13 protein-coding genes are annotated in these 12,657 nt (G+C 59.3%); 7 read left to right on the top strand and 6 right to left on the bottom strand.

What is annotated here, in order from left to right; translation table 11 throughout:
• From ACYVDE_RS06040 to ACYVDE_RS06055, 4 genes are all read left to right on the top strand, one after another.
• The coding region (locus ACYVDE_RS06040; protein ID WP_460500585.1) for a hypothetical protein at positions 1 to 722 on the top strand (722 nt) is incomplete at its 5' end.
• 69 nt (positions 723 to 791) lie between these two features.
• A complete protein-coding gene (locus ACYVDE_RS06045) occupies positions 792 to 1,424 on the top strand; it encodes an LbetaH domain-containing protein (protein WP_460500586.1) in 633 nt (210 codons plus the stop codon).
• A 106-nt stretch (positions 1,425 to 1,530) separates the two neighbouring features.
• A complete protein-coding gene (gene trhO, locus ACYVDE_RS06050) occupies positions 1,531 to 2,475 on the top strand; it encodes a rhodanese-related sulfurtransferase (protein ID WP_460500587.1) in 945 nt (314 codons plus the stop codon).
• Between the two features lie 111 nt (positions 2,476 to 2,586).
• On the top strand, positions 2,587 to 3,468 hold the full coding sequence (locus tag ACYVDE_RS06055) for a nucleoside phosphorylase (protein WP_460500588.1): 882 nt from the start codon (positions 2,587 to 2,589) through the stop codon (positions 3,466 to 3,468).
• Positions 3,469 to 3,605: 137 nt separating this feature from the next.
• On the opposite strand, the gene ACYVDE_RS06060 is transcribed toward ACYVDE_RS06055, so the two are convergent.
• Together ACYVDE_RS06060 and ACYVDE_RS06065 are read right to left on the bottom strand one after the other, a co-directional pair.
• On the bottom strand, positions 3,606 to 3,908 hold the full coding sequence (locus ACYVDE_RS06060) for a hypothetical protein (protein WP_460500589.1): 303 nt from the start codon (positions 3,906 to 3,908) through the stop codon (positions 3,606 to 3,608).
• A 154-nt stretch (positions 3,909 to 4,062) separates the two neighbouring features.
• Positions 4,063 to 5,079 carry an acyl-CoA reductase gene (locus ACYVDE_RS06065; protein ID WP_460500590.1) on the bottom strand — a complete coding sequence of 339 codons (1,017 nt, stop codon included), beginning with the start codon at positions 5,077 to 5,079 and terminating at the stop codon, positions 4,063 to 4,065.
• A gap of 199 nt (positions 5,080 to 5,278) precedes the next feature.
• Between ACYVDE_RS06065 and ACYVDE_RS06070 the strand changes: the two genes are divergently transcribed.
• A complete protein-coding gene (locus ACYVDE_RS06070; RefSeq protein WP_460500591.1) occupies positions 5,279 to 5,629 on the top strand; it encodes a 4Fe-4S dicluster domain-containing protein in 351 nt (116 codons plus the stop codon).
• A 64-nt stretch (positions 5,630 to 5,693) separates the two neighbouring features.
• On the opposite strand, the gene ACYVDE_RS06075 is transcribed toward ACYVDE_RS06070, so the two are convergent.
• Together ACYVDE_RS06075 and ACYVDE_RS06080 are read right to left on the bottom strand one after the other, a co-directional pair.
• Positions 5,694 to 6,902, bottom strand: a complete 1,209-nt coding sequence (locus tag ACYVDE_RS06075) for an N-acetyl sugar amidotransferase (protein ID WP_460500592.1) — start codon at positions 6,900 to 6,902, stop codon at positions 5,694 to 5,696.
• Positions 6,903 to 7,018: 116 nt separating this feature from the next.
• Positions 7,019 to 7,843 (bottom strand): carbon-nitrogen hydrolase family protein, encoded by an 825-nt coding sequence (locus tag ACYVDE_RS06080; protein WP_460500593.1) that lies wholly within the window; start codon positions 7,841 to 7,843, stop codon positions 7,019 to 7,021.
• A gap of 460 nt (positions 7,844 to 8,303) precedes the next feature.
• On the opposite strand from ACYVDE_RS06080, the gene ACYVDE_RS06085 reads away from it, so the two are divergent.
• Both ACYVDE_RS06085 and ACYVDE_RS06090 read left to right on the top strand, forming a co-directional pair.
• Positions 8,304 to 10,934, top strand: coding sequence for a valine--tRNA ligase (locus tag ACYVDE_RS06085; RefSeq protein ID WP_460500594.1), 2,631 nt, complete (start codon positions 8,304 to 8,306; stop codon positions 10,932 to 10,934).
• Positions 10,935 to 10,945: 11 nt separating this feature from the next.
• Positions 10,946 to 11,488, top strand: coding sequence for a hypothetical protein (locus ACYVDE_RS06090; protein WP_460500595.1), 543 nt, complete (start codon positions 10,946 to 10,948; stop codon positions 11,486 to 11,488).
• Positions 11,489 to 11,502: 14 nt separating this feature from the next.
• Here the strand turns inward: ACYVDE_RS06090 and ACYVDE_RS06095 are convergent, their stop codons facing one another.
• Together ACYVDE_RS06095 and ACYVDE_RS06100 are read right to left on the bottom strand one after the other, a co-directional pair.
• Positions 11,503 to 11,700, bottom strand: coding sequence for a hypothetical protein (locus tag ACYVDE_RS06095; RefSeq protein ID WP_460500596.1), 198 nt, complete (start codon positions 11,698 to 11,700; stop codon positions 11,503 to 11,505).
• A 140-nt stretch (positions 11,701 to 11,840) separates the two neighbouring features.
• Positions 11,841 to 12,657, bottom strand: an 817-nt coding sequence (locus ACYVDE_RS06100; protein WP_460500597.1) for a dihydrolipoamide acetyltransferase family protein, incomplete at its 5' end; no start/stop codon positions are given.

The following is a 12,657-nucleotide window of genomic DNA, read 5'->3' on the forward strand; positions in this document are numbered from 1 at the left end:
GGCGGCAGCTGGGGTGGTGGGGCGGTACTGTGGCGCTGGGGCTGGTACACGTGGCCATGCGCTACTTTTTCGCCCTGCCGCTGCTGGCCGCGTTGGGTGGCCTGGCTCTGGGGCGGGGGCTTGCGCACTGGCTTCCGCGCCGCCGGGCAGCTGTTGTGGGGATGGTACTGGTCTTTGGCGGCGGTATCTGGCTGGCGCCCGAGGTCAGCGTAGCCTTCCGCCTAAACAAGTTTGTGAACCAGGTAATTCGGGTGTACAGCTTCGACGTAGCGCACTCGGCCGGCCGGCTGCACTTCGAATATCCGGACTTGCGTCCGACCGGGCCGAGCCTGCTAGTCCATGCGCCGCAGGCCATCGCCAACACCCTCACCCAGCCGTGGCTGGGGCAGTCGCGCCAGCCGCTGTACCTGGCTGTCGGGCTTGAGAACGCGGCGTTGTTGGTGCTGTTGCTGCTGGCTGCCTGGGCGTTGCTTCGGCGGCGCGCCGGTCAGCTGCCGTTTGCCGTAGGGTTGCACCTGGGCCTGTATTGCCTGCTGCTGGCTTTCCTCATCGGCATCACTACGCCCAACCTGGGCTCGCTGCACCGCTACCGTAGCACGATGCTGCCTTTTCTACTGCTGCTGCTGTTACAAAATGACTACGCCGCGGCCGTGCTGCGTCGGCTACTACCATTCCGGCGTGCCAAAAGCGCGGAACGGCCCACGCACTTGCCAAACGCGTAACTTTGCAACATAATGAGGTGGCGGCCGGACATTTTCTCCCAGCCGGTCTCATGCAGCCTTTTGCTTTCTATGGAAAATCCCGTTATCATTCTCGGTGCCCAAACCGTGGGTACCGCCGCCCTCGATGCTTTTCTCTCCAACGACGTGGTGGTGTACTGCCTGCTCGACGACGATAAGAAACTTCAGGGTACCGAGCTGCTCGACGTGCCCGTGATGGGCAATACCGACGACGGCGAACTGCTGAAGCTGCTCGGCAAGAAGTGCGAAGTATTTGTGGCGACCGAAGACACCGCCAGCCGCCGCAGCCTCACCCAGATGCTGCGCACCGAATACGAAGCCGTGCCCGTCAATGCCATTCATGAGCGGGCCAGCGTTTCGAACCACGCCACGCTGGGCCACGGCAACTACGTAGGTCCCAACGCCGTGGTAGCTGCCACTGCCACCCTCGGCAACGGCTGCCTGCTAGGCCCGAATGCCGTGGTCGAAGCCCGCGCCACCGTGGGCGACTATGCCCAGCTTGGCAGCGGCGCCCTGCTTGGGGCCGAGGTGCAAGTGGGTGAGCAAGCCTTCGTGGGGGCCGGCGCCGTGGTGGTCGCCGGCGTGAAAATCGGCGACAAAGCCCGCGTGGGCGCCGGTTCGGTGGTGGTGGCCGACGTACCCGCCGGCCAGACCGTATTTGGCAACCCGGCCGTGAAAGTGTAGAAAGGGTCGAATGTTGAATGTTGAGTTTTGAGTTGATACAGTGTTTGAAGCCACGCAAAAGCCGAACAGCACTCAACATTCAAAACTCAAAACTCAAAATTTTAAAATGTATCAGGTTCTTCTGTATTACTGCTATAGCCCCATTTCCGACCCCGACGCGTTTCGCGACGAACACCACCGGCTGTGCCTGGAGCTCGACCTGCGCGGGCGCATCATTGTGGCGGCCGAGGGGCTGAACGGTACCGTGTCGGGCACGCGCGAAAGCTGCGACGCCTACATGGCCGCCGTGAAGGCCGACCCGCGCTTTGCGGCCCTGGAGTTTAAGGTGGATGAGGTGGAATCGCACACGTTCCAGAAGCTGCACGTGCGCGTGAAGCCCGAAATCGTGCACAGCAGCCTGCGCCACGTGCGGCCCCACGAAAAAACCGGCCAGCACCTTTCGCCCGCCGAGTTTAAGGCCATGAAAGACCGCGACGACGTGGTAGTGGTCGACGTGCGCTCCGACTACGAGTACAACCTCGGCCGCTTCAAAAACGCCGTGACGCTGGATATTGAAAACTTTCGCGATTTTCCCGACCGCGTCGAGCGCCTCAAGGAGTTTAAGGACAAGAAAATCCTGACTTACTGCACCGGCGGTGTGAAGTGCGAGAAAGCCAGCGCCTTCCTGCTCGAGCAGGGCTTCGAAAACGTGTACCAGCTGCACGGCGGCATCATTAAGTACGGCATCGAGGCCGGCGGCGAAGATTTCGACGGACAATGCTACGTGTTCGACAACCGCGTGGCCGTCGACGTGAACCGCGTGAACCCCACCGTGATTTCGCGCTGTCACCACTGCCAGCAGCCCAGTCCGCGCCTCATCAATTGCGCCAATCCGCACTGCAATGCCCATGTGCCCCTGTGCGAAGCCTGCGGCGAAACCCTGCAAGGCGCCTGCTCCGAAACCTGCGCCCAGCATCCCGACAAGCGCACCTACGACGGTACCGGCACCTATCCCAAACTGAGCAACCACTACAACCCCGCGCAGGGCCTGGCTTCCTACGCTAAGGTGTAATTATGAATTAAAAATTTTAAATTATGAATTTGCAGCCGGTTCGTTTGGGACATTACAGGCCAGCCAAATTCTGATTTTTAATTCATAAATTTTAATTCATAATACTTCCTCATGATTCCCAGCTCCGAACTCATTCTCAATCCCGACGGCAGCATTTACCATCTCAACCTGCTGCCCGACCATATCTCCGACACTATTCTCACCGTGGGCGACCCCGCCCGGGTAGCGCAGGTGAGCCGCCATTTCGATTCCATCGAGTTCGAAACCACCCACCGCGAGTTCGTCACGCACGTGGGCTACTACCGTGGCAAACGCCTCACGGTGCTGAGCACCGGCATGGGCACCGACAACATCGACATCGTGATGAACGAGCTCGATGCCTTGGTCAACATCGACTTCATGGCCCGCGAGGTGCGGCCGGCCGAGGAGCGCATGAGCCTGCGCATTATTCGCATTGGCACCAGCGGCAGCTTGCAGGCCGATGTGCCGGTTGGCTCCATGCTGGCCACCGAGCACGCCGTGGGCCTCGACAGCCTCATGCAGTTTTACCCGCTGATGGAGACCGGGCTCGAAACGGAAATTGCCACCACGCTGCAGCAAACGCTGGCCTTGCCTTTTGCGCCCTACGTGGTGCGAGGGTCCGATTTGCTACGCGAGCAGGTAGGGGCCGGCATGGTGGTGGGCAACACCGTCACCTGCCCCGGCTTCTACGGCCCGCAGGGCCGCCGCCTGCGCCTCGACCTGCGCCAGCCCGACTACATCGCGCACCTGCAGAATTTCCGCCATCGGAATGCGGAGGGCGACTTCCGGCTCAGCAACTTCGAGATGGAAACGGCCGGCTACTACTCGCTGGGCCGCCTGCTGGGCCACGAAGTGTTGTCGCTGAATGCCATTGTGGCCAACCGCGCTACCGGCGAGTTTGCCGAGAATGCCGGCGGCATTGTGGATGCCATGATTGAAAGAACCCTGCAGCACTTAATTGCTGCCAGCTAGCAATCCGACACAATTCCCGCAAAAAAGCCGGGCCGCCTCAAGGCAGCCCGGCTTTTTTGCGGGAATACACGATATATGAACAGCTAAAATATCCTGAAAAAATTATAATAGATATCGAATCAGGCGGACGGCCGATATCAGTAGAAGTCGAAACCAATTACTGCCCGGATGGGCAGGCTTGTGCCCGATTTGAGGGTGATGTGTTCGGCTGAATTTGCCCAGACAGTGGTGTATACCCGATGCGCCTGGCCGTCAGCAGTTTTGAAATAAATATCGAGCTTGCCCTGGTAATTGTTGCCCAGCATAGTGGCCCGATTGGCGTCGTACTGCCGTTGCCGGCGTTCTTCAGTCGAAGCCAGCACATCTTCGGCGGGGAAGCGCAGATGTGGCAGGTTTGCTTTGTCAACCGTGTCCGTGAGTTCTAACCGGGGAGTAGTCATACCGAGAGGAAATAGGAGGGGTGAAAAATCAATCCGCGACTTCGGGCGCTGCCGAAGCCTTGATGAAAGATAGTTTCTGCGGTAGCCGATAAGAAGCTTTATCGACAAAATGCAAAATCTCCTCGGCCGGTACAGGCTTCCGAACGATGAATGACTAACCGACTTCCGTCGCCAGGAATTCCATCGTGTCAATCCCATCGGCAAAATCATCGACTCGCGGGGTCTGTGCGCGGCCGAAGGCGACGCTGCCGGCAAATCGGCCCGCCGCTGATACCACGCATTGGGTGCGCTCGGCCACATTGGTCAGCAAGTCAACCAATTCTACTTCCGACGAATACTCGTCGTAGTGCAGCACCGAGATGGGCGATACCAGTGCCGTATTGCGGGTAAGCAGCAGGAAGCCAGTGTCGTAATGGTGTACGCCGTTCACCAGCAAAATACTCTTGTTATAATCGTAGTTGTTCTGATACTTGTGGTGGTTGAGCACTCCCTCGCCAATCTGCAGCGCATCGAGCAGCGGCACAAAATCGTAGCCCTCGGGCACGTAGAGCTTGCTCACGTTGCGGCAGCCCAGCCCGTAATACTGGAAAATATCGGGGGCCAGCAGGGCTAGCTCCGAGCTCGTTTCGCGGCCCGTGAGCACGGCCACGCTGGTACGGTTGCGCCGGATGAGGTGCGGCCGCTTGCCGAAATAATATTCAAAATAGCGGGCCGTATTGTCGGAGCCGGTCGCGATAAAGGCATCGGCGGCATTAAGCCGGGGTACTACTTTAATAGCGTCAGCGAAACGGGGCTCCAGCGTAATAAGCTCTTCCATCATCCAGAGCATCAGGGCCGTATCGTCGGAGCTGAGCTTGGCGAGGAGGATGTGGCCGCTGAGCAGTACGCACAGCAGGTCGTGGAAGCCCACCAGTGGAATGTTGCCGGCCATCACTACGCCAATCTGGCGCACAGCGCGGGGTTCGGGCGGGTAGCGGGCTGCCCATTGGCGCAGGGGCTCCTCGGCCAGCAGGTGCGCAATGCCCGATACCGCGGCGCGCACGTTGGGCAGGTCGAACCAGGCGTTTTGGTTGCGGGCCCGGGCGGCAAAGGGAGCCAGTTCTTCGGCGGTGAGGTGGGAGAGGCGGTGGCCAAGTGCCACAAAGGCGGCCAGGCGTTCGGAATGCTGCATACAGTTGAAAAGAGGGACGCGCCGGCCGCGGGGCCAACGGGCTATTTACCGGCAAAATTGGCTCACACCGTGCGAACAACGCCGCTGTTGGTTAATTTTGCTGAGCCTAAATGCGGCGGACGGGCCTGTTTTTACGTAAAGCCCGCTCGTACCGCTTTGGTTCTTCTTTTTCATTACCCCTGATATCCCCCGACGCCCTATGGCCATCATGATAACCGACGAGTGCATCAACTGTGGTGCCTGCGAGCCGGAATGCCCGAATAATGCGATTTACGAAGGCGGCGCCCAATGGCGCTGGGCCGATGGCACCTCGCTAAAAGAAGCCAAGCTGGCCGATGGCACCGTCGAGTCGGGCACGGCCCCGCATACCCCGGTGTCGGATGAATATTACTACATCGTTTCGGACAAGTGCACCGAGTGTGTGGGCTTCCACGAAGAGCCGCAGTGCGCCGCCGTGTGCCCCGTCGACTGCTGCGTAGACGACCCCGACCACCGCGAAACCCGCGAGCGCCTGCTCGAGAAAAAAGAGTGGCTGCACATTGCCGCGTAGCGGAATTAAGCAACCAATATTGAAAAAAAGCCGCTTCCTGCTACAGGAAGCGGCTTTTTTCATATCAGGTACCGCAGTTGAAGAATTTGTCGTAGGCTGACTCCGGAATCAGGTTCAGGCGGCTCATGAGCCAGATGGGGCCGCGCAGCAGCCGCAGTACCGAGTAGCTGTTGGGATAGTCGTGGAAGGATTTGGGCGGCGCCGCCACAATCGCTTCAAACTCCGCGCGGGTAAGGCCCAGGCGCTTGATGCACAAGGTAATAACCGCCTCGTCTTCAATGCTGTTGATGCGGGAAACGCGGTCGAGGGCCGTTTCGCGGCTCATCTGGCCCGAGCGAATCAGGGCTGAGTAGTTGAACAGTCGCCGGTCGATGTTGAACTTGACGCGGTTGAGGTAATAGATGAGGCTCTGGTAGAGGTCGTCGAAGTAGTGCGCGCCGGGGTTTTGCCAGGCCAGCTCCCGCTCCAGAACGACATCAACTTCGCTACGCACGTAGTCGAGGTGGTACAGCAGCGTGACGGTTTTGATGCGCCGCAGGAAGGTGTAGTAAAACATCTCCTTCAGGCCCAGATTGAAACCCGGGTCGGCGGGGCGCCAGGGGCGCAGAGGCACAGTGCCGAACTGCTTGTGCACGGCGCGCAGGTACTTGCCATCGAGGAAGTTCCAGCTGAGCGGGGCAATGCCTTCGGTGCGAAACGACTGGCCGATGACCACGTGCTGAATGTTTTCTTTGGCGGCAACGCCGTAGAGCGCCGTGGCGATGCCCAGGTCGGTTCCTTCTTCCATATCAGGCACCGACGCTTTCAGGAAGGCAATTTTCAGGTCTTTCGACTCGCGCCAGTCGGAGGTGATGGTGCGCAGCTCCACGCCGAGGCGCTGGCAGGCACGCACCATATTTTCGCCGGCCACGGGGTTGCCGAAGCCGTCGTTGAAATGCACGGCCAAGGGGCGCAGCTGCAGCTTCGTTACGCAGTACCACAGCGCGTAGGTACTGTCGCGGCCGCCGCTCACGCCCAGCACGCAGTCGTAGCGGTGGTTGCGGCCGGCCCGACGCATGGCTTCGGCATGGTGCTGCACGGCGCGCAGGCCGGCTTCGCCCAACGGAAAAGCGGCTTCCATACGGTCGTGTACCGCGCAAAACGAGCAGATGCCGTGGTCGTCGAAGTGAATGCCCGGAGCCGTTGTATCCATGATGCAGCGGCAGCATTGCTGATAAGCAGAATCCTCGGCGGTTACAGCAGGATTTTCGGCGGGAAGTACAAGTGAAAGCAAAGCAAGGCAATTAAAAGCAGCGTAATCGAGAGCGGAAACGCGGCAATGAATGAATAGGAGGATAGGTAGGGTAGCGGAAAGGAAGAATAACTGTTTGGCTGGACTTGAACGCAGCGTTATGGCAGCTGGTCGAATCGGTAGCCTTTGCGTTGGAGCATTACGCCGATTTCGGTGCCCTGTTCGGGGCGGTGCGGGCGGGCCAGGTCGGCCACTGCCAGCTCGCCGGCAAACTCGTTGAAAGTGCCCTGGGCCCGCACGCCCGTGGCATCGACCGCCAGCGAGCAGCCCACGCTTTTCTTGCCCTCGTAGGGCCCGCCCACGATGTAGCCCACCGACGTCGTGCTAACTACCACTACGTTGTAAAGCTGCGCCAGAATGGAAAACGGCTTCACCCATTTTTCCTGATAGGGGTCATGCTCCTCGGTGATGGAATAATCCACGGTCCACGACGCCGGGGCGATGATGAACTCGGCCCCCATGCGGGCTAACGTGTGGCCGATGGGCAAACCGTCGAGGTAGTTGTCGGCACAGATGTTGACCCCGATTTTCCCCAGCGGCGTGTCGACCACATTCAGCGTCTGGCCCACGGCATAGAAGGGTTGCTCGACCGTGAGTAGGTTGATTTTGTGGTATTTGAGAACGATATGACCCTGCGGGTCGATGAGAATGGCGGCGTTGTAGTTGCGGCCGTCGGCCGCGCGCTCGGTGAGGCCGGCGCACACGTAAAGACCGTGCTTGGCGGCGGCCTGGCACAGCACTTCGCTGAACGGCCCCGGAATGGGTTGCGCCTCGTAGAGGGCGCTGGGGTGCGTCCAGGCAAAATCGAGGGTTTCGGGCAGCAGCACCAAGTCACAGTGCTGGTCGGCGGCAAGCGCAATCTGTTCCACGGCCCGGGCCAGGTTGCGGGTTGGTTCGCCGCCCTCCACCAGTAGCTGGCCCATTCCTATTCGCACCGTACCCAGCGATGCCGGTATTGCAGGGCTCGGGGGAGGAGCAGTTGCCGGGGCTGGCGGGACAGATTTGCGAAAGGAGAACAATGCGGCCATAACGAATGCGTTTACATTAATATTCTTAGAATCTTAAGTAAGGTACAAAGATAAAACGAAACATTACACCCCAATTTATGTCGCCAAGCAAAGATAGATGCGGGATTGAAGGCCAATATTAAAGTAGCGTTAAAACCAACTGTTCAGTAGTACGCTGATGGTCAGGCGCACTCTGGCTTGAATATTAGGCTATTTTAAGCCGGAGCGGCCTCTTATCGAATGCTGTTGCAGGGTGTGGACTGATACAAGCAGCGCGTATGTGATGGTGGCAGGTGGGTGCCGTGGGGGAGGGTGCGACGGCGTCCCCGCGTCTAATGCCTATTTTTGCCCTCTCTGCACTCTGCAATTTCCCCTTATGTCGCTCGCCACCACCTACTCGCCCACCGACGTTGAAGCCAAATGGTACCAACGCTGGCAGGAGCAGGGCTTTTTCAAAGCTAAACCCAATCCGAAGAAGAAGCCCTACACCGTCGTTATTCCACCGCCCAACGTGACGGGCGTGCTCCACATGGGGCACATGCTCAACAATACGATTCAGGACGTGCTGGTGCGCCGCGCCCGCATGCAGGGCAAGGAAGCCTGCTGGGTGCCCGGCACCGACCACGCCAGCATCGCCACTGAGGCCAAGGTGGTGGCCTTGCTCAAAGAGCAGGGCATTAATAAAACCGACCTTACCCGCGAGCAATTCCTCGGCCACGCCTTCGAGTGGAAAGACAAGTACGGCGGCATCATTCTGGAGCAGCTCAAGCAGCTCGGCGCTTCGTGCGACTGGGACCGCACGCGCTTCACCATGGAGCCCGACCTGACGGAAGCCGTACTGCGCGTGTTCGTCGATTTGTACGAGAAGGGCCTGATTTACCGCGGCGTGCGCATGGTGAACTGGGACCCCGAAGGCCGCACGGCCATTTCCGACGAGGAGGTAATTGCCAAGGACGTGCAGGCCAAGATGTACTACCTCAACTACGCCGTGGTAGGGCAGGAGGGCCAGTTTCTGACCGTGGCCACCTCGCGCCCCGAAACCATTATGGCCGACGTGGCCGTGGCCGTTAACCCCAACGACCCGCGCTTCGCCCACCTGGCCGGTGCCAAGGTGCGGATTCCGCTGCTGGGCCGCGAAATCCCAGTGATTTTCGACGAGTACGTGTCGATGGATTTCGGCACGGGTGCGCTGAAGGTGACGCCGGCCCACGACCTGAACGACTACGAACTGGGCGTGAAGCACAACCTGCCGGTGATTGATATTCTGGCCGATAACGGCACGCTGAATGAAAAGGCTGTCCTCTACGTGGGGCAGGACCGGTTTGCCGTGCGCAAGCAAATTGCCAAGGACCTGCAGGAAGCCGGCTTGCTCCAGAAAATTGAGGAGTACGCCAGCATCGTGCAGACGTCCGAGCGGACCAAGGCCGTGATTGAGCCCCGCCTTTCGCTGCAGTGGTTCCTGAAAATGGAGCATCTGGCCAAGCCCGCGCTCGAGGTGGTCGAGAACGATACCATCAAACTGCACCCGCCCAAGTTCAAGAACATGTACCGGGCCTGGATGGAGAACGTGCACGACTGGTGCATCTCGCGCCAGCTCTGGTGGGGCCAGCAGATTCCGGCCTACTACCTGCCCGACGGCAGCTTCGTGGTGGCCCTCACGGCCGAAGGCGCGCTGCAAAAAGCCCGCGAGCAGAGCGGCAACGCTGACCTGCAACTCAGCGACCTGCGCCAGGACGAGGACGTGCTGGATACCTGGTTTTCGTCGTGGCTGTGGCCGATTTCGGTGTTCGACGGCTTCAAGGACCCCGACAACGCCGACATCAACTATTTCTACCCCACCAACGACCTCGTGACGGGGCCGGACATCCTGTTCTTCTGGGTGGCCCGCATGATTATGGCCGGCCTGGAGTATCGCCAGGAAGTGCCGTTCAAGAACGTGTACCTCACCGGCATCGTGCGCGACAACCAGGGCCGCAAAATGAGCAAGCAGCTCGGCAACTCGCCCGACCCGCTCGACCTCATTGCCCAGTACGGCGCCGATGGCGTGCGCACCGGCATGCTGTTCTCGGCCCCGGCCGGCAACGACCTGCTCTACGACGTGAAGCTGGTGGAACAAGGCCGCAACTTCTCCAACAAGCTTTGGAACGCCTTCCGCCTCGTGAAAGGCTGGGAAGCCGATGCCTCGCTGCCCTTCGCCAACGCCAAGGCCGTGGAGTGGTTCGGCGCCAAGCTGCAGGCGGCCATCGTGGAGATGGACGACCACTTCGAGAAGTTCCGGATGAGCGACGCGCTCATGACCATCTATAAGCTGACCTGGGACGATTTCTGCGCCCAGTATCTGGAGATGGTGAAGCCCGCCTACCAGCATCCCATCGATGCCGAAACGCTGCGCCACACCGTCGGCTTCCTCGAAACGCTGCTTAAGCTGCTGCACCCTTTCATGCCCTTCATCACGGAGGAATTGTGGCACGAGCTGGCCGAGCGCGGCCCACGCGACTACGTGACCGTGGCTCCTTGGCCCCGCGCCAGCGCCCCCGCCAACAGCGCCGAAACCCTGGCCAACATGGACAAGGCGCTGGCCATCGTGGCCGGCATCCGCGCCGTGCGCAACCAGAAGAACCTCGGCCCCAACAAGCCCCTCGCACTGGTGGCCAAAACCGACGACCCCCACTTGCTAGCCGACTACGACAGCATCATCCGCAAGCTGGGTAGCATTTCGGCCGTGAGCCTGGCCGAGGCCGGCCCGGCCGCGTCCGTGAGCTTCGTGCTGGGCGGCAGCGAGTTTTTCATTCCGCTCGAAGGCCACATCGATATGGCCGCCGAGCGCGCCCGCCTCGAAAAAGACCTGGAATACGCCCAGGGGTTCCGCGACTCGGTGCTGAAAAAACTGGGCAATGAGAAATTTGCCCAGAATGCCAAGCCCGAAGTGCTGGAAAAAGAACGCCAGAAGCTGGCCGATGCCGAGGCTAAAATCGCCGCGCTGGAGCAGGCGCTGAAGGGTATGTAAGCTGCTGCTTAATGCGCAAAAAAGCCGCTTCCTGCACAGGAAGCGGCTTTTTTCGTGTATGGATAATGCTGAAGAGCAAACAGCGACATTTGCTATATAACCCCAAAGCTACCAGCTACATGAAATTTCCTATAAATGCAGCGGATATAGAGAAAGAAATTTTAACTTCAGTTGGCAAATACCAAGAGCATCGGTCACAGAGAATTAAACAGCTTACGTATATCCTTCAGAAAGCAGATGCTGAGCTGGTTGTAGAAGGTGTAATTCGGGTTTTCGAGCGGGAAAGCGGCGAACGTAATTACGCACAGCAGGAATTCGCCGGACAAATTTTAGAGATTGTTCGGCCAACATCACTAAGAAACCCAAAGGAGTTACTACAACGGGTGTTGACTCACTGGAATAAGAGTGTCGAACAATTGCCCTTCTGGTTAAGAGAAAACTATGGAATTGATAAGCTCACCGAAGTATTTGCCCAATTGGCATTGACCGCAGTAGAAAACGACAAGTTGGAAACCATGAAATGGTGGCTGCATTTGAATGAGGCCCAGCCGTAGAGGTACGGCAATAGTTACTGCGGAATGCCGCCCGGCTGCTTTTTCTGCAACGGGGCCAGTTGGTTTTGCAGTTGAAAGGTCACTTTCTGGCAGTCGGCAAAGCGCTGTTCCGAAACTTGCAGGGCTTTTTGCGTGGCATCGAGCTGCTGGTACAGGTAGCCGATGAGGCCCAGCGCCAGCACCAAAGCCCCGAGGAAGAGGAGGTTTTTCATAAAGGAAAACAAAAAATCGAACGTCATGCTGAGCGCAGTCGAAGCATCACTAACGCATAAGTAATTTGATTTACTGCTACGGTAGAGATGCTTCGACTGCGCTGAGCATGACGTTCTGATGGTGTCAGCCAAAAGCGCGATTAAATCGCCGTGTTGGGGTCGAACTGCTCGAGGTAGTCGGCCACGCGGCGCACGAACATGCCGCCGAGCGAGCCATCCACCACGCGGTGGTCGTAGCTGTGGCTCAGGAACATGAAGTGACGCACGCCGATGAGGTCGCCCTGTGGGGTTTCAATCACGGCCGGCTTCTTCTTGATGGCGCCCACGGCCATAATGGCTACCTGCGGCTGCATGATGATGGGCGTGCCCATCACGTTGCCGAACGAGCCCACGTTGCTCAGCGTGTAGGTGCCGCCTTCGAGGTCGGCGGGGGTAAGCTTGTTGATGCGGGCGCGGTTGGCCAGGTCGTTCACCTTCTTGGTGAGGCCATTGAGGTTGAGCTGGTCGGCGTTGTGAATCACGGGCACAATCAGGTTGCCCGAGGGCAGGGCCACGGCCACGCCAACGTTGATGTCGCGCTTCTTGATAATGTAGTCGCCATCCACCGATACGTTGATGTTCGGGAAATCCTGGATAGCGCGGGCCACGGCCTGAATGAAGATGGGCGTGAAGGTGAGGTTTTCGCCCTCGCGCTTCTTGTAGGCGTCCTTGTGCTTGTTGCGCCAGTTCACGATGTCCGTCACGTCGGCCTCCACGAAGCTGGTCACGTGGGGCGAAATGCGCTTCGAGTCCACCATCCGCTGCGCAATCATCTTGCGCATGCGGTCCATCTCAATCAGCTCCTGGCTGCCGCTCACGCTCGGGGCAGGCTTGGAAGCCGCGGCCGGAGCGGTGGTAGCAGGCGCGGCTTGTGGCTGCGGAGCCGATACGGCGGTCGGAGCCGCGGGGACTGCTGCC

This window comes from Hymenobacter agri (assembly GCF_054778495.1).